Origin of the sequence: Anabaena sp. CCY 9910 (assembly GCF_963920875.1) — a bacterium.
In the GTDB taxonomy this organism is placed as follows: Bacteria; Cyanobacteriota; Cyanobacteriia; order Cyanobacteriales; family Nostocaceae; genus Trichormus; species Trichormus variabilis.
The window spans coordinates 25916-50616 of sequence record NZ_CAWUDJ010000035.1; the positions used below are offsets into that span (position 1 = coordinate 25916).

The following is a 24701-nucleotide window of genomic DNA, read 5'->3' on the forward strand; positions in this document are numbered from 1 at the left end:
TGTTTTACTAAAATTTCCATTCTCAACCCAGGAGAGAAATTACTCTCTACTCCCTAAAAAATATCAGCCGGGTCAGCAGAACGAAGTTTGTTAATAGCCAATGCGCCAGAAGTGATGCACATTAAGACTACTGATACAAAGACGATGAGGGCATTATTTGCCGTCATCACAATTGGTAACTTAGTAGCTGTCATCGCAAAATCATATAAGCCTACGGCAAATAAAAATCCTGGGATGTAAGCTAATAATGCCAAAATTAAAGCCTGTTGAAATACCACATTTAAGAGGTAAATATTAGGGTAACCAATAGCTTTTAAGGTGGCGTAAGCAATAAATTGGGTGGCAATATTACTGTAGAGAATTTGATAAACAATCACCACACCCACAACCGAAGCCATTGTTAGCATTATGTTCAAAATAAAACCAATTGGTGTTCTAACTGACCAATATTGTTTTTCAAAATCGATGAAGCCTTTACGAGTGAAAACTCTCACATCATTAGGTAAATTAGCTTCTAAATTAGCAACAATTTTCTCTTGATCAGCACCTGCTTTAAGAGTGATTGCACCAATATCAATTTTTTCTGCGGGGCGGGTATTAGGATTGATGCGGAGAAATGTGGAATCGCTGACAATTAAGTTACCATCAACGCCAAAAGAAGGGCCTAAACTGAATAGTCCACCTACTCTGACTTTATAGCCAATAGGCGCATCGAAGGGAAAAATTTCAATTGTCTGCTCTGTATCTCCTTTGTTAAAATTGGCAGCGATTGGGCCAAATTCTGGCCGGGAATCTCTGTCAAAAAGCATGACATCAGGAATTTTGAGCTTGTCTAAATTTTCTTCCACTTCTGGAATATTCATCACTGGCTGACCAGGGTCAAAACCAATTACATAGATTGAATATTTCTCTCCAGTTTCCGGATTTTTTAATTTTGCAAACTGCAAATACATGGGGCTAACTGATTCTACCCCATCAAACCCTAAAGCTTGATACAATCGAGTGCGAGAAAAACTTTGACTTGCTGTCAAAGATTTATATTGTGAACTGACTAAGAATAAGTCACCGCGTAGATTTTGATGTACTGCGGTAGCACTGGAGTAAAGCGCATCTTGGAAACCAAGCTGCACAAACATCAGTAAGACAATAAAAGCAATGCCAGCTACAGCTATAAGAAAACGAATTTTCTGTTGGACTAGCTGTAGCCATGCTAAAGGAATTTTAAAATTCATATTGATTGTGTCAATTGATAGTTGTCAGAGACGCGATTAATCGCGTCTGTACAGTTGTCCATAATCTAATGACAATTAAATTTGAATTGATACATCAACTTGTAGGTTGGTTAAACGTGCGACCTTTTCGCTATCTGCGGGGTTATCAATGGAGACTTTAACTTCAATGATTCTCCGGTCGGTATCTGATCTGGGGTTGAGGCTGAAGATGCTTTGTTTATCAACTTGCCAACCAATTTCTTTAACAGTTCCTTGGAGTTTGCCAGAAAATGCTGTGCTGGTAATTGTTGCTTTTTGACCTACACGCACTTTTTGAATGTCAGTTTGGTAAACTTCGGCAATTACATACATCTGCGATGTCTTACCAATATCAGCAAATCCACTACTGGGGATAACTTCCCCTGTTTTGGCATGAGTTTTTAAAATTCTGCCATCGATGGGAGCTTTTATGTAAGTTAACTCCTGATCAGCTTTGGCTTGTTTGACGGCTGTAACAGCGCTTCTCACTTCCATCTGGGCTAAGTCTACATCTACAGCCCGTACTTCTTTGACGCTGCTGAGTTTAGCTTTAGCTTCTTTGATTTGGTCAGCCAGGGTGTTTTGAGAGCGACTGAGAGAGGCTTTGGCTTCTGTGAGTTGTTGTTCAACAGTTTTGAGTTGTAAGGCTTTACTGTCGGATACAGATGCAGAAACAGCGCCTTCTTTGAACAATTTTTGATAGCGATCGTTTTCAGTTTGGGCGTTGTTGAGTTCAGCGTTGATGCGATTGATTGTTGCTTGTTGGGTAGCAACTTCTCCTTTTAGTTGCGACTCTAAACGAGCAACAGTTGCTTTTTGAGCGTCAATGTCTCCAGGTTTAGCACCTGCTTTTACTTGTGCAAGTCTGATTTTGGCAATTTGCAGTTTATCTAAAGCTTGTTCTAGGGCTGAAGTCGCACGGCTATAATCTTCCAGATATGCCAATACTTGTCCTGCTTGTACTTCGTCACCTTCTTTCACCAATAGTCTATCTACACGGATACCGTTGGTGGAACTAGGCGCAGATAAAGTAGTGATTTGACCTTGTGGTTGCAAGCGTCCTAAAGCGGTGACAGCAACTCTCACTGGTGCTGCTTTGGGAGTATTGGCAACAGGGGTTTTTACTGGTGCGGAAAATCGATTGGAAGACAAACTATAGAGGGATATTAGCCCAGCCGCTAAGGTGAGGGATGCTGCCAAAATCAACCGCCACCGACCTTGGGGTTTGATAAATAATTGGCGTTCTTTATTTACTGCCATATTTTCATTCCATTTTCTAATTGTAATTATTTAGGAGGTAGCCCAGATGGCTATATTGGTAAACTGCTACTCATCGGCAATTCGCCAAAGACTCTTTTCTTAAATGGTTTTTTGAAAACAGGGTGTAGGAGTGTAGGGGAAAAACTTTTTCATGTTTGGTGGCTGTCTGGAAAGAGGGTGTAGGGGTGTAAGGGTATGGGGGTGTAGGGGAAGGATATCTTTTATCTATGACTGTGAAATTTTTTCATCGGGACTGACTTGAAAATGCTGTTAATGTAGTGGCCTTGCTGAGTGAAAATTCCAGTCCCTAGAGTTTACCAACCCAAAATTTCTCGGCTAGGGGAAGCAGGGGGCGAAGGAGGTTTTTTTGCTGTTATTAACCTTACAAAGTTGACTTGCCAGAGTACTAATACCGTTTCTTGATGAGGATGCACTTTATTCTGTACTGTAGAGACGTTGCATACAACGTCTCTACATCATTTACTTGGCGCAACTTCATAGAGAGTTGGTATAAGTCAATGCGAATGGACTGGCCTGTATTTAAAAGTAAAGCGTTCAAGTCCTGAGAACCGAGAGGACGCAACGAAGGTATTTATGCTCTTTTGATCAGCGATCGCCTGTGAATATCTAGCAAAAAACTCTACCGTCAAGAATGGCGCTGACATTGGCTGATTGACCACTGTATTATCGACGCATTATTCTTGCCCTAGCTGTGTAGTATAAGACATTCTCATAGATTCTGGGGGGAAAATCATCATTTCTAGATACTGATGAAACTTATTAGATGTATCTTAGTCGTATTTGCTTGGTGTGATAATTGACTGCCCTAAAAAATAGTAGTACCTCTTTGAGAAAAGAATGGGACAGATATATACTCCAAAACCATAATTCAGCTTGGCTTCCTTAATTTTGAATTTTGAATTTTGAATTGGTATAACTATGCCTACAGTACCCATAGACCAAATTAAAATTGGTCGCAACCGCCGTCCGGTCAAGGGTGAGAAAGTTGATGAATTGAAGGAGTCCATCAAGACTAATGGTCTATTAAACCCTATCACGGTAGATCAACGCCTTACCTTGATTGCTGGACTACACCGGCTGACAGCTTGTAAGTTGTTGGGGTTAGAGGCCATTGAGTGCAATATTGTTAATTACGATGATGCTGACCAAGGCAGGTTAGCCGAAATCGATGAGAATTTGATTCGCAATGAGTTAGAACCTTTGGAGCGTTCAGAGTTGTGGTTGGAACGTGACCAAATTCTAGCACGTATGGGACTGCGGGCGAAAGTTGGGGATAATCAACATACTTTTAAAGGTGGTGAAACCATTTCACCACCTAAAAGAACAATAGAGTTAGCGAAAGAGGCTGGTTACTCGGAACGCACCTTTCAGCATGGTAAGCAAATTGCCAAAAGTATTCATCCGGAAGTCAAGGAGTTAATTAAGGGTACACCCATTGCGGATAGTCCCACAGCTTTGTTACAGGTGGCGAGGGCGGGGACACAGGAGCGAAATTTGGCAGAGGAAGCACAGCAGGCTTGGGAGTTAGCCAAGACTCAGGGTGATCAAGAAGAAGCGGAACGACAAGCAAAGTTAATTGAAGAGTTAAAGGTAAAGCAGAAAGCCGCGCAGTTATTGGCTTATAAAAGTGCGATCGCTCAAAAGGAAGCGAAGTTAGCAGCGAAGAAAACTCAACGCCAAACAGAACCAGTCACCGCCGATGAACCCAGGACTCAAATTGGTGATGAATGGATATTAGGCAGACATTTAGTATATTGTGGCGACACAGCCAAGGGGGAATTCCGCAATTTATTACCTTCAGATGCAGCGCTGGCGATCGCTACTCTCTCACCCACATGGGAGCATAATTACTTGGTAGATGAAGCCAAAGTTGTGGCGGTTATCCGTTCGGAAGGACATATTTACGAATTTTACAAGCGTAGTCAAATGCCCTTTCAATATGAATTATTACTAGGCAATCTTTATGTAGGAATTTTTTCTCATCAGGTAATAGCTAAACCGCAAACGCCAATTAATATTGAGGGCGTGGAAGGAATTGTTAACTATTTGATCAATTTGTACACCAGTCCTAATCATTTTGTGATTGCTCCATTTATGGGACATGGTGAAATTTTGATTACTTGTGAGAGGATGGGAAGAATTTGTTTTATTGGCGACAGTAATGCAGAACTAACTAGTCGAGGTATTGGCAGATGGCAAAAATGGACTAGTAAAAAAGCCATAAAATCAGTTACTAGTGAAACCAAAATTAAAAAAGCATAATCACTCATCAATACACCAAAATAGATGACCATAAAAGCATTAATACCAATTTGAAAAAAAGAATGTGATAAATAAACCATTTGTAGAGACGCGATTCATCGCGTCTACATCCCGTGATTCATCGCGTCTACACCCAAGGATGTGCTGCAATCATTAATTGAATTGGTATAAGTTAGTATTGCCCCAGACTATTACGAATTAAAATTTATTCTGTAGCTTGTTTACCAAATACTAATTTAGGTAGATGCAATTTAGGTAATTCCTAACAAGCCTTTTATATGTTTATTATGCACAATCAATAAAATCGATATTTGCTTGATAAATACTCATGCTTGTTCATGGGTCATTTATATTAAAAAACCCTCAAAAATGACAGCTTAATTATGTCGTTATGCTGAAAAATTAATCTATAGATTTAAGTCATTAAATTTATTAGTTTCCAGAATGATTACTGATGTAACAAATAACTGAAATTCCCTGTATATCAAGATGTAGTTAGCCTTACAGCTTGGATCAAGCAACTTAACTGTTTATATTTATGGGTTCTTAGTTATACCTTTCTACTATATCTAAACTGTAAATTTCATCAACAAACAACTAGTTTTTTTATAAAAATAATTTAAACAAATGATTTAGTTTCCATGAACTGTGCTATTGTTTGTATTAATTCAACGTTAAAAAGTGGCAAGGCAAATTAGTTATTTAATCGCATCTGTAACAGTAAAAACTAAACCTGGTGAGAATGGCAGAAATAACTACTCAATGGAAAAAGCTACAAGACTTTATTTCCCTTCTGCCTGCTGTTACCGACTTCCTGCCTTCTAATTACTGCATCACCATCACCTTTTATATGCTTGATTAGTCTTTCAAATAATGGTGTGAATTCGGAGTTAAGGTGATGTTCTTTCTGTAACTAACTTGTCAAATTTTCTGGGTCAAATCCCATAACATATATTATCCTGGACGCTGAAACTGGCTATGGCATTCATCAAGATACAGAACGTTGTCATTAATACCAGCTACGTGGCTGCGGTGAAGCTAGAAAATCAAACTAGTTTGGGAGAAAAAAGCGTTTCTGTCCTAATAGCTACTCCTCAGTTGCCATCGTTCCAGTGGGATACAATTGCTCAAAATCTCTACCATTACGAATGGATAGAATTTACTGGTCAAGCAGCTACCGTTATCCAAGATTATTTTACCAGTTTCAACAACGTGATTGACCTATTACCACAATATCAAGAGTCAAGCGTTGGATAACATTCTACTGATTCAGGGTATAGGGGTGCATGGGTATAGGGGTATATGTGTAGGTTATAAAAATCTTCAGCCCTTACACCCCCACACCCTCAGACCCCTAGACCCTTCAAATTAACAGGGTTGAATGACCAGTATGTATAGTGTGGTGTTTCAAAAAAGCATTTAGCCTGACCTACAGCAATAGCAATTCTCCAAAATTCATTCATAAATTCAAACTCGAAAACCTGAGAGAAGATGGGTTTTTAAATTATAAATTATAAGTTTTGAATTTTGAATTTTGAATTTTGAATTGATATCGGCTGTGCCAACGCACATAGGATAGCTAGTTGCTAACAAGAACGAATCGCTTATTTTAACTGAGCAACAGAAACTACTGTAGCTGCAATTTTCACAGTACTTCAGAACAGTATATGTCCTATGTCTGCTAATCCAATTGATACAGCCTTAGCGGAGTTAGAAGCCCAAATAAATAACTGCGAAAAGGCTTTGTTGAGGTGTATTGAGGAAAAGAAAATGAAATCAGAAAAACCAATGTCAATCAACAAAATTAATAGACAGCTACAACATAATCCTATTGCCATTATTGGCATGGCTTCCCTACTACCCGAATCGAGAAATTTACGGGAGTATTGGCAAAACATAGTTAACAAAATTGATTGTATTACTGATGTTCCCTCTACTCACTGGAGCGTTGAAGATTACTACGACCCCAACCCCAGAACCACCGAAGATAAAACCTATTGTAAACGGGGTGGGTTTATTCCGGAGGTTGATTTTAACCCAATGGAATTTGGGATTCCTCCCAGCATCTTGGAAGTAACCGACGTTTCCCAACTATTAAGTTTAGTAGTTGCGAAAGAAGCAATGGAAGATGCAGGTTACGGCGAATCCCGCGAATTTAACCGCGATTTGGTGGGGGTAATCTTAGGTGTGGCGATGGCGAAACAATTGGGTATGCCATTGTCTGCACGGTTAGAATATCCTATTTGGGAAAAGGTTCTCAAAAATAGTGGACTTTCCGACGAAGACACCAAAAAAATCGTCGATAAAATCAAAAGCGCTTACGTCAAGTGGGATGAAAACGCCTTCCCCGGTATGCTAGCTAACGTCGTAGCTGGACGCATCGCCAACCGCTTGAACTTTGGCGGGATGAACTGCGTCGTGGATGCGGCTTGCGCGAGTTCCTTCGGTGCGTTGAAGATGGCGATTAGTGAACTAGTCGAACATCGCGCGGATATGATGCTGACTGGTGGTGTGGATACTGATAACACCATCATGGCTTATATTTCCTTCAGCAAAACCCCAGCCGTATCGCCTGGTGATAACGTCAAACCCTTTGATGCTAAATCCGACGGGATGATGTTGGGTGAAGGTATTTGTATGCTGGTGCTGAAGCGCTTGGAAGATGCAGAACGTGATGGCGATCGCATTTACGCAGTCATCAAAGGGATTGGTACTTCCAGTGATGGACGCTACAAGAGTATATATGCACCTCGTAAGGAAGGACAAGTCAACGCCCTACGCCGTGCTTATGAAGATGCAGGTTTCTCTCCCGCTACAGTCGGTCTAATGGAAGCCCACGGTACTGGGACAATGGCTGGCGACCCCACCGAGTTCGGTTCTTTAAGAGATTTCTTTGGCGAACACGACAAGAAAAAGCAGCACATTGCTTTGGGTAGTGTGAAATCTCAAATCGGTCACACCAAAGCGGCGGCTGGTGCAGCCAGCTTGATTAAAACAGCTTTGGCACTGCATCATAAAGTATTACCAGCGACAATTAACATCACTGAGCCTAACCCCAAGCTCAACATTACAGAATCCGCTTTTTATCTCAATACTGAAACCAGACCTTGGATTCGTCCAGAAGGGGAAGCACCAAGAAGGGCTGGGGTGAGTTCCTTCGGTTTTGGTGGAACAAACTACCACGTAGTTCTTGAAGAACACGAAGCAGAACAAAATCGCCCTTACCGCTTACACAACAGCGCCAGTGAAATCTTACTGTTTGCGGCGAACCCGGCGGAACTCCTCAAACAATGTGAGGAAGTTTTAGGTAAGTTGCAATCAGAGGGTGGTGACAAGCACTATTCCCAATTGGTGCAGGATTGTCAAGCGTTACAAATTCCCCAAAATGCAGCTAGGGTCGGCTTTGTCGCCGAGAATCTGCAAGAAGCTTGCAAGTTTATGCAAACCAGCATTGACTGGCTGAAGCATAAAGCTGGTGTAGCAAATTGGGAACATCCCCAAGGGATTTATTACCGCGCCTCTGGTATGGAATTAGGCGGTAAAGTTGTCTCCCTGTTCTCCGGTCAGGGTTCCCAATACCTGGAAATGGGACGGGAACTGGTGATGAACTTCCCCACCTTGCGCCGTCTGTTCGGTTACATGGATGGGTTGTTACTCAAAGATAACTTACGCCCTCTGTCGGAAATTGTTTTCCCCCATCCTGTGTTCTCTGAAGCCGAGAAAAATGCTCAAGTGGCTGCACTGCAACGCACAGAATACGCACAGCCAGCGATTGGGGCATTTAGCGCTGGGTTGTATGCCATCCTGAAGCAAGCTGGGTTTAAATCTGACTTTGTCGCCGGACACAGCTTTGGGGAAATCACCGCTTTGTGGGCTGCGGGTGTGTTGAGTGACGCAGATTATATGTACCTAGTGAAAGCTAGGGGTCAAGCAATGGCTGCGCCAGAAGACCCAGACCATGATGCAGGGACAATGCTGGCGGTGAAGGAAGACCTGAGCAAAATTGAACCCATCCTCAAACAGTTTCCTCAAGTTAGCATTGCTAATTACAATTCTCCCACCCAGATTGTCTTAGCAGGGCCGACCGCCGAAATCGCTAAAGTTCGTCAAGCTTTACAAGCCCAAGGTTACGCGGCTGTACCCTTACCAGTGTCCGCCGCCTTCCACACCTCACTGATTGCTTTCGCCCAAAAATCCTTTGCGATCGCTACTAAGTCAGTCCAATTCAACGAGCCGAAAATCCCTGTATTCACCAACGTTACAGGTAAGCCTTATCCCAAAGAACCCCAAGCGATTCAAAAAATCCTCGAAACTCACCTGGCTAACTCGGTGTTGTTCAAACAGGAAATTGAAAATATCTACGCTGCTGGTGGTCATTGCTTTGTAGAGTTTGGGCCGAAGCGGATACTTACCAACTTAGTGAAAGATATCCTTGGCGATCGCCCCCACATCACCGTATCCTTGAACCCCAGCACCCAAAAGAACAGCGATCGCTCTCTGCGGGAAGCAGCCGTACAAATGCGCGTGATTGGGATGCAGTTGCAGAACCTCGACCCATATCAAGCCCCACCTGCACTACCCCCAACTGAAACCAAGAAAGGTCTGAGCGTCACCTTACGGGGTATCAACTACAGATCGGAAAAAACCAAAAAGGCATGGGAAGACGCAATGAACGATGGGTTCAAAGTCTCCTTACCTCCTGCACCTACTGTCACAGTTCCCCCCCTCAAAGAGACAAACGGTAACGGACACAGCAAAATTTCCGAACTGCCGAAAATTATTAATAACTCTACTAGTGTTACCCCTGCCAAACCTGAAATGAATTCTGCGATCGTTTCACCTCAACTAGTCGAAGAAAAGAAGATGCAAACACCAGAAAAACTGGACAACTACAAGCGAGTGCTAGAAAGCCTAGAGTACCTGACAACTCAGTTCCAACAAAACCAAACTGAGAATCTCCAAGTTCATGGTACTTACCTCAACCATCAGCTGGAATACACCAAAGCATTCTTCCAACTGATGCAGCAACAAAACGCCTTGTTTGCAAACGCCAAATCTTCCCAAGAAGCTGCCGAGCTGAAACTAGTGGTGATGGAAAGCTTGGATCGCAGCATGATGCAGTTTCATTCCCAACAAGGCGAAACCCTCCGCATCCATGAAAAATATCTCCAGGAACAGGTAGCATACGCCAGAGAATTTTTTGAACTGATTCAACAACAATACTCAATGGTGTTGTCTGGTCAGGTGAATCCCCCAGCAACTCCAACCCCAGTCAAGGAAGTTCCTGCTTTCACCATCGAAGCACCTGTAACTCCCACCCCCAAAATCGTTGAACCTCAACCTGAGTCTGTAGTCAAAAATGGCTTTAGCATAGTTGACGCACCCATTCCCCCCGCACCCACAACCTGGGAAATTCAGTCCGAGCCTGTGGTGACAGCACCCGCTTCTGTCGTCTCTACAATTGAGCCTGAGCCAGTAATTGCCGCACCTGTAGTCAACCAAGTTGTAGAATTTACTCCTGCACCTGCACCTGTAGTCGCTCCTGTCATTACACCAGCTATTGATGTTGCTGACTTGGATAAGAATCTTCTAGCAATCATCAGTGATAAAACTGGTTACCCAGTGGAAATGCTGGAACTGGAAATGGACATGGAGGCGGACTTAGGGATTGACTCCATCAAGCGGGTAGAAATCTTAGGCGGATTACAAGAAGTGTATCCCGACCTACCCAAGCCCAACTTAGAAGAACTCGCAGAAAAACGCACCATCGGACAGATTGTCGATTATCTCAAAGCTAACACCGCTATTAGCCAATCTGTAGGCATTGCCATTCAGCAAGCGCAACAAGCAGCCGAGATGCCAACACCGGTAGTCACTGCAAGTATACCTACACCAGCCCCCGTAGTTGTGCCTGAGCCTGTAGCTATCCCTGCAACTCCAGCACCGGCAGCCCCAACCAACACCTCAGACTACGCAGACTTAGGACAAACCCTACTCAACATTACTAGCGATAAGACTGGCTACCCAGTGGAAATGCTAGAACTCGATATGGACATGGAAGCAGACCTGGGGATTGACTCCATCAAACGGGTAGAAATCCTGGGAGCAATGCAGGAAGCGTACCCCAACCTACCCAAGCCCAACATCGAGGAATTAGGCGACCTCCGCACCATTCGGCAAATTGTTGACTACCTCCAGAAGCTGGCGGGAGGTGAAAAAAAAAAGTCTCAGTCTGAGCGGGACTGGCAACCAGTCAGCATAATCGGCAACGTTCCTCGCCGTCCAGCCAAACTCAAATACCTGCCAACACCGGATAGCTTAGACTTTTCTTTACCAGAGGGACACATCTGTTTAATTACCGATGATGGTTCCCTCACCACCTCCCAAGTAGCCCAATCTCTGACAGAGCGTGGTTGGAAAGTCGTAGTCTTAAGCTTCCCCCAATCCCTCGTTCCCCAGCAGTCCACTTTACCCACCAGCGTCCACCGCGTCACCCTCGCAGATATGAGTGAAGAATTACTCCAACACAAATTATCAGCGATCGCCACAAACTACGGCAAGATTGGCGCTTTCATCCACATCCACCCAGCGTTCCAAAATTTGGGAATTTACTTACCAAAAGAAAAGAATATTGTCAAGCACGTATTCTTCATGGCGAAATACCTGAAGAAATCCCTCACCGAAGCCGGACGTTACGAGCGTAGTTGTTTCGTCACAGTGACCCGATTAGATGGAGCCTTTGGGTTAGAGCATAACACCAATTTTGGCGCGATCGCTGGCGGGTTGTTTGGACTAGTGAAAACCCTGAGATGGGAATGGCCAAATGTCTTCACCAGAGGGATTGACTTAAGCCCCGCGTTGAATCCTCAACAGTCAGCACAGTTTATTCTCGACGAACTACACGACTCCAACCTTTATATCCCTGAAGTCGCTTACGGTTCCCAAGGCCGTGTCACCCTCATCAGTTAATTACTCCGCGAAACTTTGCGCTTACCTCCGCGTTCCTTTGCGTTGAGAAATATACTTTTTTATCTCACGCAAAGGCGCATACCGCTAAAGCGGAACCCGCAGGGTAGGCGCAAAGAAGGAAGGGCGCAAAAGTTTCAAATATAATGTTTTTGATAATATGGCTATACTCACTCAAGTTCGTCCTGCTTCGGTTTTTGTTGTAAGTGGCGGTGCGAAGGGCATTACAGCGCAGTGTGTGATTGAATTGGCGCAGCACCAGCCTTGTCGTTTTATTCTTCTTGGTCGGTCGGAAGTTATTGAAAATGAGCCGGATTTTGCTCGTGATTGTGTTGAGGAATCGGTTTTAAAAAAAGCTATTATGCAACACCTGGTGGCGCAAGGGGAAAAGCCTACGCCGATGAGTGTGCAAAAAGTTTATCACAAGATTGTTTCTAGTCGGGAAATTAAGGCGACTTTGGAGGCGATCGCTGCCACAGGATCGCAGGTAGAATATATTGATGTTGATGTGACTAATGTGGCTGAATTACGTCAAAAGTTAGCGGCTGTGGGCAAAATTACGGGTATTATCCACGGTGCGGGTAATTTGGCGGATAAGTTGATTGAGAAGAAGACAGACCAGGATTTTGAGAAGGTTTATACTGCCAAGGTGCAAGGATTAGAAAATCTGCTGTCCTGTGTGGATGCTAATCAGTTAGAACATTTGGTGTTGTTTTCTTCTGTGGCTGGATTTTATGGGAATATGGGGCAATCGGATTATGCGATCGCTAATGAAATTCTCAATAAGTCTGCCCATTTGATTAAGCAAAACTATCCCCAGTGTCATGTTGTGGCTATTAATTGGGGCGGTTGGGATAGCGGAATGGTGACACCAGAACTGAAAAAAGCCTTTGCAGAACGGGGAATTGATATTATCCCTGTGGATGTGGGGACAAAGATGCTGGTAAATGAGTTACATCCTAGTCACCATGATTCTACACAGGTGGTCATTGGTAGCCCTATCATCCCCGCACCGGGAAACATTGACCCCCAGTTACGCAGCTATCGCATCCGTCGCCGCATGACTGTAGAGGCTAATCCCTTTCTCCTAGACCATGTGATTGCTGGTACTCCCGTATTACCGGCTACCTGTGGGATGTCTTGGATGATTAATGCTTGTGAGGAGTGTTATCCCGGTTACAGGTATTTCCGTTGTCAAGATTTTAAAATTTTGAAAGGTATTACTTTCAATGACAAGGTAGCTAGCGAACATATTTTAGAAATACAAGAAGTTGCTAAACATGGTTCTGAATCCATCGAATTTAAGACCAAGGTACTTAGCAAGACACCAGAAGGGAAAATTCATTATCATTTCAGCGCCCACATCACCATAGTGCGAGAGTTACCAGCAGCGCCAGTATATGAATCCCTTGATATGACTGAAGATCATACTATTGGGGCGATCGGTAAAGATTTTTATCAAAAAGGTGGTTTATCCCTATTTCATGGAATCTCTTTCCAAGAAATCACCAGAGTTTTAAATATCAATTCCCGAAAAATTACTGTTGAATGTTGTTGGGCAGAAATTCCCCTCGAAGTTCAAGGACAATTCCCCGTCAAATGGCACAATCCGTACGCCACAGATTTGAGTACACAACCCCTATGGTTATGGTTGAGTCATGTACATCAAGAAGTATGCTTACCCGGACAAATAACCAAATCAGAGCAGTTTCGAGCCATCCCTCGCAACAAACCATTTTATGTTTCTTGCGAAATCGAAAACAAAACACCATCTGGTGTCACAGCTGATATCATCCTCCATGACCGAGATGGAAAAATCTACTTCCGTATTTACCAAGCGAAAGCAATCATTGCACCGATGAATTTACACTAACCAAAGTAAGCGCTAAGGCGTAGGGGGTGACCTTCTCCTCACTCCCCAATTCTTAAAATAAAACCCTCAAAATATCCTAAATGATTTAGGATTGCTATAGTAGGCCGAAATGAAATTAGCCTCACATCTTTGCTTGTCTGTAAAGTGGCGTAAATCCCGTAAGACTGCGATTTGATTCTAAGTAATAGCTACGCCAAACTGCGCGGACAAAAATCAAAGCAGGTTCTTATATTAAGTTTGGGGAATAGCTTCATTAGGGGTATTAAGGATATAGGTGTAGATTCATATCTTGCATCTTCTCAATCGGTAGGTGGTGGGCATTGCCCACCCTACGAAATAGTAAGCTTTTGGGGCTGTTATTTTGTCAATAAGAAAGTGGTGCAAGATTTGAGTAGAGGAAGCGTCTTTTTTCCCTACACCCCTACACCCCTACACCCCTACACCCCTAAACCCCTACACCCACCCCAACGGGTCTTAGTAAATCCAAGAATTCGTAATTCGTTATACCCTAACGAGGATATCAGTAGTGGAAAAAATCGCCATCATTGGCTTATCATGCCTGTTTCCTGATGCTAATAATCCTGAGCAATTTTGGCAGAATCTCACCGAGCAGAAAGATTCGACATCATCTGTAACTGTTGCCCAAATGGGTGTAGATCCCACAATATTTTACGACCCGGTAAAAGGCAAGCCGGAAAAATTTTATTTTCTCAAGGGCGGATTTATTCAAAACTTCCAATTTGATGCTAGTGAATACAATCTGCCATCAGAATATGTGGAAAGCTTGGATAATACCTTCAAATGGTCGCTATATGCGGCTAAACAAGCAATAAAACATAGTGGTTATTGGGGAAATCAAGATGTCCTATCTAAATGTGGAGTCATTTTAGGTACTCTCTCTTTCCCAACTAAGCTTTCTACTCAACTGGTTACACCAATTTATCGACAAACTATAGAACCTGCTGTTGCCGAACTTTTACAAAATCAAGATTTTCATCTGGCTGCTTTACCTACAGCAACTAAACCATCTCTACATAATGCGATGATATCTGGTTTACCAGCCGCATTAGTTGCTCAGGCTTTTTCTCTATCAGGTACTCATTTCTGTATCGATGCGGCTTGTTCTTCTGCTTTCTACGCTATCAAGTTGGCATCTCATTATCTGTGGACAGGTAAAGCTGATGTAATGTTAGCTGGCGCTATTAGTTGCTCAGACCCTTTGTTTTTGCGGATGTTGTTTTCTGGGATTCAAGGCTATCCAGAAAATGGGATTAGCTCTCCTTTAGATAAATCATCCAGAGGCTTAGTTACATCCGAAGGCATTGGTATGGTAATGCTAAAACGATATAGCGATGCTGTGAGAGATGGGGATAACATTCTGGCTACAGTTTGCGGTAATGGTCTTTCTAATGATGGGAAAGGTAAGCATTTGCTCAGTCCCAACACTAAAGGGCAAGTTACAGCTTTTGAGAGAGCCTATAAAGAAGCCCAACTTGACCCTAAAGCTATAGATTATATGGAGTGTCACGCTACCGGCACTTTGTTAGGAGATACCACCGAATTTAATTCCATCGAAACCTTTTTTGGAGAACATCAAGCCGCACCATTAATAGGTTCAAGCAAGGCTAATGTAGGTCACTTATTAGTTGCGGCGGGGATGGTGAGTTTGACGAAGGCGATTTACGGCATGAATTATGGTGTGATTCCACCCACGATTAATGTCAATGACCCTATAGGTACTGAAAACAATGTCATTTCTCCCCAAAACATTGTTCGGACTCCCACAGCCTGGCCTAACAACACAGGAACTAAACACGCAGCTTTAAGCGCTTTCGGTTTTGGTGGTACTAACTCCCATCTGATTTTGGAAAAAGCAGCAGATTCGTAATCAGGACTTGAGGGCTAAGGGAACACCAAAAAATAGGCGTTGCTGATTAGTTTAGTAGAGTGCGTCAGTATGAATAATTTCTGAGTATGTTTAGGTTTTATTGCACTGACGCACCCTACATCTACTCACTTCTGCCTCCTGCCTCCTGCCTTTCTTCTATCAATTCAACCTTGACAGGCTAATAGTAAAGTGATGTTTGCAGCAGAAAATAACAACACAGCAAAAATCGCCATTGTAGGTATGGATGCCTTCTTTGGTGAGTGCAATGGCTTAGATGCTTTTGAACGCAGTATTTATGACGGTAAGCAGCATTTCATTACCCTACCGCCGAAAAGATGGTACGGTATTGACGAGCAGAAAGACTTACTGCAAGAGTATGGTTTAACTGATGCCAAAGCCCCTATAGGTGCTTATATCAAAGATTTTGATTTAGACACTCTCGCTTATAAGATTCCTCCCAACGAAGTCGAAAAACTCAACCCTCAACAATTGCTACTGTTGACAGTAGCAGATCGCGCCCTGAAAGATGCGAAAATTCCTGAAGGTGGCAATGTAGCTGTGATTATTGCGGCTGAAGCCGAATTGTCTGTACACAAGCTACAACAACGGTGGGATTCATCTTGGCAAGTTAAAGATGGTTTGAATGCGGCGGAAATTACCTTACCATCACCACAAGTTTCCCAACTGGAAAGTATTGTTAAAGACAGTGTCCACCATCAGGTGGAAATTGGTGAGTATTTGAGCTACATCACCAATATTATGGCTAGTCGGATTTCCTCTTTGTGGAATTTCACCGGTCCTTCTTTCACTCTCACGGCTGTAGAAAGTTCGGCTTTTAAGGCGGTGGAAGTTGCCCAAATGCTGTTGATGACTCAAGAAGTGGATGCAGTGGTTGTGGGCGCGGTAGATTTGGCTGGCGGTGTGGAAAGCGTATTATTACGTAGTCAATCTGCACCAATTAACACTGGTGCTAATACTCTCAGCTATGACCAAAAAGCCAATGGTTGGACGGTGGGAGAAGGGGCGGGTGCTGTTGTTCTCAAGCGTCATCAGCAAGCGATGGAAAATGGCGATCGCATTTATGCTGTAATTGATGCTATTAGTATTGGACAATCCCACACCAAAGTCGATGGGGACAGTGTTAACCAAGCCTGTCAGCAAGCCTTAAAGATGGCAGGTGTACCACCAGAGCAAGTCAAGTATGTGGAGGTTTGCGCCAGTGGGATTTCCCAGGAAGATGAGGCGGAAATCGCTGGTTTAGTCCAGGCTTATCCATCGGTGGGTGATGGTTTGCACTGTGCTATAGGCAGTGTCAAAGCGAACATTGGTCATACTTTTGTGGCTTCGGGAATTGCCAGTTTAATTAAAACGGCTCTGTGTTTGTATTACAGATATATCCCGGCTACTCCTAACTGGTCTGGCGTGAAGACTCCCCAAGTATTTGAGGGTAGCCCCTTCTATGTAGTCACAGAATCTAGACCTTGGTTTTTGAGTAAGAACGCCTCCCGACGCATAGCGGCGATTAATGGTATGGGCTGTGATGGTAGTTATGCCCATGTCATCTTGTCGGAAGAAACCAATCAAGGCGAACGCCCTAATCAGTATTTGGAACAGATGCCCTTTTTGCTGTTCCCGGTGGCTGGTGATGACCGGACAAGCCTATTAGAGGCTTTAGATAAGCTGCAAAAGAGTATTGCTGAGAGTGCTGATTTTTCTCGTAGTGCTAGCCTGGCTTTTACTACTTTCCAGCAACAATCACAAGCTAACTACGCGGTATCAATTACGGGGCGGAACAAAAAAGAACTCCTCCGAGAAATCGAATCGGCACGGAAAGGTATTAACACAGCTTTTGATAAGGGTACAGATTGGCAAACCCCTGTAGGTAGTTATTTCACAGCCCAACCCTTGGGTAAAAAGGGCGAAGTGGCTTATGTGTATCCGGCGGCGGTGAATTCCTACATAGGTATCGGGCGCAATCTTTTCCGCCTCTTCCCCAAACTCCATGACAATTCCTTTGTCAAAAGCCTCTACAAACGAGCTGCGGATATTGAAAGATTGGTTTTCCCCAGAAGCTTGAATAAGTTACCTACTAGGCAATTAGAACAGCTAGAGAAAAAACTTTTGAGCGATTCCCTAGCAATGTTTGAAGCAGAAATTTTCTGCACCAGATTGCTGACGACAATTATTCGGGATGATTTTCAAGTCCACCCCAAATATGTGTTTGGCTATAGCTTGGGTGAAACCAGTATGATGGTTGCTCAAGGGATTTGGAGCAATTTTTCGGAAGTTAGTAACTCTTTTAACTCATCAACTTTATTTGGTGATAGGTTATCCGGGCCGAAAAATGCGGTGCGTGAGTATTGGGGATTACCAAAAGCTACTACGGCTTCAGGTGATAATTTATGGGGTAATTATGTATTGATGGCTAGTCCCCTCCAGGTGCGGGATGCTATCCGAAACGAACCCCGCGTATATCTGACGCAAATTAATACACCGGAAGAAGTATTAATTGCTGGCGACCCAGCCGCTTGTCAAAGGGTGATTAAAACTATTGGCTGTAATTCTTTCACAGCGCCCTTTGATCATGTAATTCACTGTCAGGCCATGCGATCGGAGTATGATGAGTTTGTTGAATTAAATAGCTTACCAGTCCAAGATATTGCTGATATCACCTTCTACTCTGCGGCTGAGTATCAACCGATAAAGCTGGAGACTGGAGTTGTTGCTAACAGTCTGGCGACTGGGTTGTCTCAAGAACTAGATTTTCCCAAGTTAGTCAACCGCATCTACGACGACGGGGCAAAAATCTTCATTGAGGCTGGCCCTGGTAGTGTTTGTTCTCGTTGGATTGACAAAATTTTAGAAGACAAAGAACACATCACCGTCTCCCTCAATCGTCGGGGAATTGATGACCATACTTCTTTTGTGAAAGCTTTAGCTAAACTTGTCAGTCATCGGGTGAATGTGGATTTGTCGCCACTGTACAGCTCAGTGATTGAAACTAGCAACTTAAATAAAGTCACACTGCGGAAGATAACTGTGGGTGGTGACTCTATCAGTGGCAAAATCTTGAGTCCAGAAAACCTCCAGCTATTTGCAGAAATTAGGGAGAAAAAGCCACAAAATATAGCACCCTCTGGTAATGCTTTAGGTATTAATTCAACGTATTTATCTCATCAAAAAAGTCTACCAAGGCCAAAACCATTTTCCACAGAAAATATCATTGAACACGGTTTAAAGCCAGAAGAACCATTAAAATCGTCTGAGTTAACTGCAACTCAATCAGCCAAATCGGCAGATTTTCTCTCCAATACCACCACCGATATCGAATTTGCCACCATCATCAATATGTTGGATTTAAATAAGGCTCAGTATCAAAAACTGAATGCGAATAATCTGCAAATCACGCAAAATCACACAGCCTTCTTAAAAGCCAGACAAGATTTTAGTCAGCAAATGAGCGAAATTATTCAATTACAAATGGTTTGTGCCGAAGATTTATTGCAGGAAGACGGTAACTAGTTTAGTAAGAGTTTTAGTTTGAGGGGGATTTGGTAATAGATAATTGGTCATTCTCTACTCCCCATTACCTATTACCCATTACCCATTACCAATAGGTAGTAATTCATTGCTAATCGTGCGAGGGAACGACCGTGACCACTGTTGATGCGTTGATAAATAAATATGATAATGGCTTAGGCTTTTTAGCTTATACCTCATATCAAAATCTAGCTTGGAAAGGTTCTTTAGACTGCATATCTTTTGACCACACAGCCATAAAAAATAAATTACTGGCTTTAGATAAACCTTGTTATATTGTGAAGGTTGCTGGCAAGATTGGTCTCACAAATGACGGTTATTTATCTGCGGCTGAACTTGGAACAACAGGACAAGTAGAACTTTTAACATCTCTACCATCTATCCGCATTCAACAATTAGGCGACCCCAATTTTCTCTCATTTTACGGCGTACAATCTGCCTATATGACTGGAGCAATGGCTGGTGGTATTGCTTCTGAGGAAATGGTCATTGCTTTAGGTAGAGAAAAAATTCTCGGTTCTTTTGGTGCAGGTGGTTTACCTCCAGAACGTTTAGAAGTAGCTATTAATCGCATTCAACAAGCGCTACCTCATGGCCCCTATGCCTTCAATTTAATTCACAGCCCCAACGATATGGCAATTGAACGCCGGGCAGTGGATTTATACCTCAAATATGAGGTAACAACTGTAGAAGCTTCAGCATTTTTAGATTTAACCGCCAACATTGTTTATTATCGGGTGGCGGGGTTAAGTTTAAATGATGCCAATCAAATTCAAATTAAAAATAAAGTCATTGCCAAAATTTCTCGCCGGGAAGTTGCGAGTAAGTTTATGCAGCCTGCACCAGCCAGAATCATTAAAGAACTGCTGGAACAAGGTTTAATTACTGAGTTGCAAGCCAAGCTGGCTGCTAATGTACCGATGGCGGATGATATTACTGTAGAAGCTGATTCTGGCGGTCATACAGATAATCGTCCCTTGGTTTGTTTGCTGCCTTCTATTATTGCTTTGCGGGATGAAATTCAAAGACAATATAATTACTCGCAACCTATTAGAGTCGGTGCAGCCGGAGGAATTGCCACACCAGAATCAGCATTAGCAGCTTTTATCATGGGTGCTGCTTATGTGGTGACTGGTTCGGTGAATCAAGCTTGTATTGAATCGGGTGCTTGTGACCATACCAAGCAATTATTAGCGCAAGCGGAAATGGCTGATGTAATTATGGCTCCCGCCGCCGATATGTTTGAAATGGGAGTGAAATTACAAGTCCTCAAACGGGGGACAATGTTTGCTATGCGGGCGCAAAAGTTGTATGAGTTGTACCGCACTTATGACTCAATTGAAGCAATTCCTTTAGGTGAGCGAGAGAAGTTAGAAAAACAAGTTTTTCGCAAGACAATTGCTGAAGTTTGGGAAGGAACTGCGGCTTATTTATCTCAGAGAAATCCTGAGAAATTGGGTAAGGCAGTTAATAATCCTAAATTAAAAATGGCGTTGATTTTCCGTTGGTATTTAGGTTTGTCTTCCCGTTGGTCTAGTGCTGGAGAAAAAGGGAGAGAAGTAGATTATCAAATTTGGTGCGGCCCGGCAATGGGTGGGTTTAATGACTGGGTGCGTGGTTCTTATTTGGCAGAAGCAAATAATCGGCGGGTTGTGGATGTGGCTCATCATATTATGACTGGTGCGACATTCTTATATCGCATTCAAAGTTTGAAAATTCAAGGAATGCAAATTCCTGATTACTACTGTCAATATCATCCGGTTCGTTACTAGGAAGGGGTAATGGGTGATGGGTAATGGTAATGGGCTGTGGGCTTGTCGAAGAGTCGAAGTAGTTCTCACGCTGAAGTCCGAATGGTAATGGGTAATAGTTGAAATATTCACGGTAAAACACCAATTACCAATTACCAATTACTAATTACTAATTACCAAGATTATAAATCGACAACTTGACTTACTAAATAATTCGGAGATTTCATAATGAGTCTAAAACAAAATTATAGTGCAGCAGATATTCAAGCTTGGATGATAGCTAATCTAGCTGAATTGTTGGGAGTGGATGGTGATGAAATCGATGCTACTATCAATTTAGAAAGCTATGGTTTGGATTCGGCACAGGCAATGGTTCTAGTTAGTAAACTAGAGCAATTGTTGGGATTTCAACCTTCACCTTTATTGTTGTGGCATTACCCTACTATTGAGTCATTGTCTGAACGTTTAGCTGAAGAGTTGGCAGAACAATCAGAGGAACAAGATACAGATTCTGCTACTGCTAGCCACAGCAATGGTACACCAGTCCTCGACTTACAAGCTGAGGTGGTTCTTGACCCCACAATTCATCCTGGTGGTGCTATCCCGGTTGATTTTCCGGTAACTCAACCTAAGAAAGTATTTCTGACTGGGGGGACTGGGTTTTTAGGCGCTTTCTTAATTCGGGAACTGCTACAAAAAACTCAGGCTGATGTATATTGTTTGGTACGCGCTGCTGATGCTCAAGCAGGTAAAGCTAAAATCCAAACTAATCTGGAAGGTTACGCGATTTGGCAGGAAGAATATGCGTCGAGAATTATTCCTGTTGTGGGTGATTTAGCGGAACCTTTGTTGGGTTTAAGTTCTACACAGTTTCAGACTTTGGCGGCGGAAATTGACACTATTTATCATAGTGGCGCGTTGTTGAATTATGTTTTCCCTTACTCAGCTTTGAAGGCTGCGAATGTATTGGGAACTCAAGAGGTTTTAAGATTGGCTTGCCAAATTAAGGTTAAGCCTGTGCATTATGTTTCTAGTGTGGCGGTGTTTGAATCACCTGTCTATGCTGGTAAGGTAGTCAAGGAAAGTGATGATTTTAGCCATTGGGAAGGGATTTTCCTTGGTTATTCCCAAACCAAGTGGGTTGCAGAAAAGTTGGTGAAGATTGCGAGCGATCGCGGTTTACCTGTTACTATCCATAGACCACCCTTAATTGGTGGAGATAGTGCCACTGGTATCGGCAACACCCACGACTTTATCAATTTGATGGTTAAGGGTTGTTTGCAAATGAAATGCTTTCCCGATGTAGAGTATATGCTAGATATGTCTCCTGTAGATTATGTCAGCAAAGCGATTGTGCATCTATCTATGCAAAAGGAATCGCTAGGTAAAGCTTTCCACTTACAACACCCAGAACCAGTATCTTTAAGTGTCTTAGTTGACTGGGTACGTTCCTTTGGCTACGAGATTAAAACCCTTCCCTACGAAGAATGGCAAGCAGAGTTAATTGCAAATGCCACTTCTGTAGATAATCCTTTATACACCTTGCGTCCTTTCCTCCTAGAACGCTGGTCTGATGAACAACTCACTATCCCCGATTTGTACCTCAAAGCCAGAAGACCCCACATTAGCTGTCAAGACACCCTCAAAGCCCTAGCTGGTACTTCTATTGGTTGCCCACCGATTGATGGCAAATTATTCATGACTTACACAGCTTACTTGATTCAAACTGGGTTCTTGACCTTGGCTTGAGGAGAAGACGCGATGAATCGCGTCTCTACAGATGGTTTATTTCATGCGTGTAACCCAGTTTTTCTGAGAAACTGGGTTTTTCCTGTTGCATGATATTAAATAAGGTTTATCAATAACACTACCCCCCTTAAATAAATGCTATAAATGGAGTTGAATTCAGGTTAAACCTCATTGAACAAATCCCTAGCTTAAATAAATGAATGCCTGTTCTGCAACATAGGCGATCAACACTGTTATGAGTGAGTTATCCTAGTTTTTGCCAAACAAGTGCAGTCTACGCGCGTAAGTTCTATGAGCGAGTTTAAAGTGTAGCTGTCTTTATCGCATTTAGTTGTGGATGGGTGGGTAGTTTGATGGTTTCAAATATCTGTGGTCATGTCTAAATTAGGCTACACAGAGTTTACCCAAGATATCGATGCGTAAATCCTGCGGCTCAGAATTTGGAGACTAGCAGGTTACAATGACAACTCTTACAGGTAAGACAGTACTGTTAACCGGCGCTTCACGCGGTCTTGGTGTCTACATTGCTCGTGCTTTGGCGAAAGAACAGGCAACGGTAGTTTGTGTTTCTCGTTCTCAATCAGGATTAGCTCAAACCTGTAATGTAGTTAAGGCTGCGGGTGGTAAAGCGATCGCTATTCCTTTTGATGTGAGGAACATATCACAATTATCGGCTCTTGTCCAGCAGGCTCAAGATATTGTCGGCCCTATTGATGTCTTGATTAACAATGCTGGCATAGAAATTAACGCAGCTTTTGCGAATTATTCTCTAGCGGAAATTCAATCAATATTCAACACTAATCTATTGGCTGTTATGGAATTAACACGTTTGTTACTACCCAGCATGATGGAACGCGGTAGTGGTCGAATTGTCAATATTGCTTCTTTAGCTGGTAAAAAGGGCGTTGCTTTCAACAGCGTTTACTCAGCTAGCAAAGCAGGTTTGATTATGTGGACTGATGCGATGCGTCAGGAATTAGTTGGTACTGGTGTCAACATTTCGGTGGTTTGTCCAGGCTATGTCTCGCAAACTGGGATGACTGTTGATACTCGCGTCTCTGCGCCCAAGTTAGCAGGTATTTCTACGCCCAAAAGTGTAGCAAATGCCGTCGTCAAAGCTATTAAAAAGAAAACATCTGAAGTTGTTGTCAATCAAAATCCCATCACGGAAAGTTTGACAAAATTCATGTTGGCTATAGGGCAAATTTCTCCCACTTCGGTGGATAGAATTTATCGTTGGTTGGGGGTAGTGGATTTCAATCAAAAACGAGCTGAAAATAGAGTCAAAGACGGCTATGTAGCTGTCGAGTCTCATCGCTCATGACACCGCAGTTGCTTAGGGAATGAGGTTTTGATTATATCAATACTGCCAGAATTTTGGCTGCCAGCCAAAACCCGCCACGGCAACAGCAGCAACACAATTATCATCTGGCACTAGCTCTAGGAGACTCCACGCTGGAGTTGTCTGTAACTTAGCTGGTTCTGTGGGAGTTAGTGCTATTTCAATTTCTTCTAATTTAGCGATGCCGTCACCCGTTGCTTTAAGATAAGCCTCTTTACAAGTCCAGTAGCGAAAGAAAATTTTTTGTTTTTGCTCATCGGGTAGCGATCGCAATAACTCATATTCTCGCGGTAAAAAGAACCTTTTGGCAAGGGATTCTAAATCAGATGTGGGGCGGAGATATTCTAAATCGATGCCGATTGGGCGCGTGTAATTGACTGCACACAAACCCAAGTTCTGGGAGTGTGACAAGTTAAATAATAAACCACTCTCAGCAAAGCGATCGCCTAATACTGGTTTACCACGGGATTCATATTCAAATTTAACTTGCTTTGGTTCCACCCCCAAATAAAGTCCCAATATACTGCGGAGAATACCACGACCAGCAGTAAAGCGTTGCCGATGTTCGGGAAAATAAAATCTGTTAGCACGGGCTAATTCGTCACTAGATAAGGTGGCGGCTAAATGCTGTAGTTGTGATTCTGGTCTGTCAAGGGGAATGCGCCAGAGATGAACTTCATCTGATAATAAGGTTAAATTTGGGGGTTTTGGTAGCCAAGTATGCTGCAACAATTAACAATTAAAAATAAATGAATGCAATTATTAATATAAGATTTTTATTAAACTTTTGTCGTAGAGA

The 24701-nt window shown here is 42.9% G+C and carries 12 protein-coding genes; 9 read left to right on the top strand and 3 right to left on the bottom strand.

Features of this window, described 5'->3' with window-relative positions; genetic code table 11:
- Positions 1-53 precede the first annotated feature (53 nt).
- Together devC and ACM5QX_RS21770 are read right to left on the bottom strand one after the other, a co-directional pair.
- A complete protein-coding gene (devC, locus tag ACM5QX_RS21765) occupies positions 54-1232 on the bottom strand; it encodes an ABC transporter permease DevC (protein WP_414755455.1) in 1179 nt (392 codons plus the stop codon).
- A gap of 75 nt (positions 1233-1307) precedes the next feature.
- Positions 1308-2510 carry an ABC exporter membrane fusion protein gene (locus ACM5QX_RS21770; protein ID WP_011319355.1) on the bottom strand — a complete coding sequence of 401 codons (1203 nt, stop codon included), beginning with the start codon at positions 2508-2510 and terminating at the stop codon, positions 1308-1310.
- Between the two features lie 939 nt (positions 2511-3449).
- Between ACM5QX_RS21770 and ACM5QX_RS21775 the strand changes: the two genes are divergently transcribed.
- The 9 genes from ACM5QX_RS21775 to ACM5QX_RS21815 all read left to right on the top strand — a co-directional run bounded on the left by ACM5QX_RS21775 (position 3450) and on the right by ACM5QX_RS21815 (position 23884).
- Complete coding sequence (locus ACM5QX_RS21775; protein ID WP_414755456.1) at positions 3450-4793, top strand: ParB N-terminal domain-containing protein; 1344 nt, start codon at positions 3450-3452, stop codon at positions 4791-4793.
- A 978-nt stretch (positions 4794-5771) separates the two neighbouring features.
- Positions 5772-6050, top strand: a complete 279-nt coding sequence (locus ACM5QX_RS21780; RefSeq protein ID WP_010999474.1) for a hypothetical protein — start codon at positions 5772-5774, stop codon at positions 6048-6050.
- A 417-nt stretch (positions 6051-6467) separates the two neighbouring features.
- Positions 6468-11762, top strand: a complete 5295-nt coding sequence (locus tag ACM5QX_RS21785; protein ID WP_414755457.1) for a beta-ketoacyl synthase N-terminal-like domain-containing protein — start codon at positions 6468-6470, stop codon at positions 11760-11762.
- Between the two features lie 157 nt (positions 11763-11919).
- Positions 11920-13632, top strand: coding sequence for an SDR family NAD(P)-dependent oxidoreductase (locus ACM5QX_RS21790; protein ID WP_414755458.1), 1713 nt, complete (start codon positions 11920-11922; stop codon positions 13630-13632).
- 526 nt (positions 13633-14158) lie between these two features.
- Entirely contained in the window at positions 14159-15520 is a 1362-nt protein-coding gene (locus tag ACM5QX_RS21795; RefSeq protein WP_414755459.1) for a polyketide synthase, read from the top strand.
- Between the two features lie 192 nt (positions 15521-15712).
- The gene (locus ACM5QX_RS21800; protein ID WP_414755460.1) at positions 15713-19042 is read left to right on the top strand and encodes a PfaB family protein; all 3330 of its coding nucleotides are present in this window, start codon (positions 15713-15715) and stop codon (positions 19040-19042) included.
- A gap of 131 nt (positions 19043-19173) precedes the next feature.
- On the top strand, positions 19174-20832 hold the full coding sequence (locus ACM5QX_RS21805; protein WP_414755461.1) for a PfaD family polyunsaturated fatty acid/polyketide biosynthesis protein: 1659 nt from the start codon (positions 19174-19176) through the stop codon (positions 20830-20832).
- Between the two features lie 207 nt (positions 20833-21039).
- Positions 21040-22560, top strand: coding sequence for a thioester reductase domain-containing protein (locus tag ACM5QX_RS21810; protein WP_414755462.1), 1521 nt, complete (start codon positions 21040-21042; stop codon positions 22558-22560).
- 460 nt (positions 22561-23020) lie between these two features.
- Positions 23021-23884: an SDR family NAD(P)-dependent oxidoreductase gene (locus ACM5QX_RS21815; RefSeq protein ID WP_011319363.1), complete on the top strand. Its 864-nt coding sequence runs from the start codon at positions 23021-23023 to the stop codon at positions 23882-23884.
- A gap of 36 nt (positions 23885-23920) precedes the next feature.
- On the opposite strand, the gene hetI is transcribed toward ACM5QX_RS21815, so the two are convergent.
- Complete coding sequence (gene hetI / locus ACM5QX_RS21820) at positions 23921-24634, bottom strand: 4'-phosphopantetheinyl transferase HetI (RefSeq protein WP_414755463.1); 714 nt, start codon at positions 24632-24634, stop codon at positions 23921-23923.
- Positions 24635-24701 lie beyond the last annotated feature (67 nt).

Bases quoted from the DNA above. Each gene is read 5' to 3' on its own strand.
- devC (WP_414755455.1), bottom strand. From the start codon at position 1,232: ATGAATTTTAAAATTCCTTTAGCATGGCTACAGCTAGTCCAACAGAAA.
- ACM5QX_RS21770 (WP_011319355.1), bottom strand. From the start codon at position 2,510: ATGGCAGTAAATAAAGAACGCCAATTATTTATCAAACCCCAAGGTCGG.
- ACM5QX_RS21775 (WP_414755456.1), top strand. From the start codon at position 3,450: ATGCCTACAGTACCCATAGACCAAATTAAAATTGGTCGCAACCGCCGT.
- ACM5QX_RS21780 (WP_010999474.1), top strand. From the start codon at position 5,772: ATGGCATTCATCAAGATACAGAACGTTGTCATTAATACCAGCTACGTG.
- ACM5QX_RS21785 (WP_414755457.1), top strand. From the start codon at position 6,468: ATGTCTGCTAATCCAATTGATACAGCCTTAGCGGAGTTAGAAGCCCAA.
- ACM5QX_RS21790 (WP_414755458.1), top strand. From the start codon at position 11,920: ATGGCTATACTCACTCAAGTTCGTCCTGCTTCGGTTTTTGTTGTAAGT.
- ACM5QX_RS21800 (WP_414755460.1), top strand. From the start codon at position 15,713: ATGTTTGCAGCAGAAAATAACAACACAGCAAAAATCGCCATTGTAGGT.
- ACM5QX_RS21810 (WP_414755462.1), top strand. From the start codon at position 21,040: ATGAGTCTAAAACAAAATTATAGTGCAGCAGATATTCAAGCTTGGATG.
- ACM5QX_RS21815 (WP_011319363.1), top strand. From the start codon at position 23,021: ATGACAACTCTTACAGGTAAGACAGTACTGTTAACCGGCGCTTCACGC.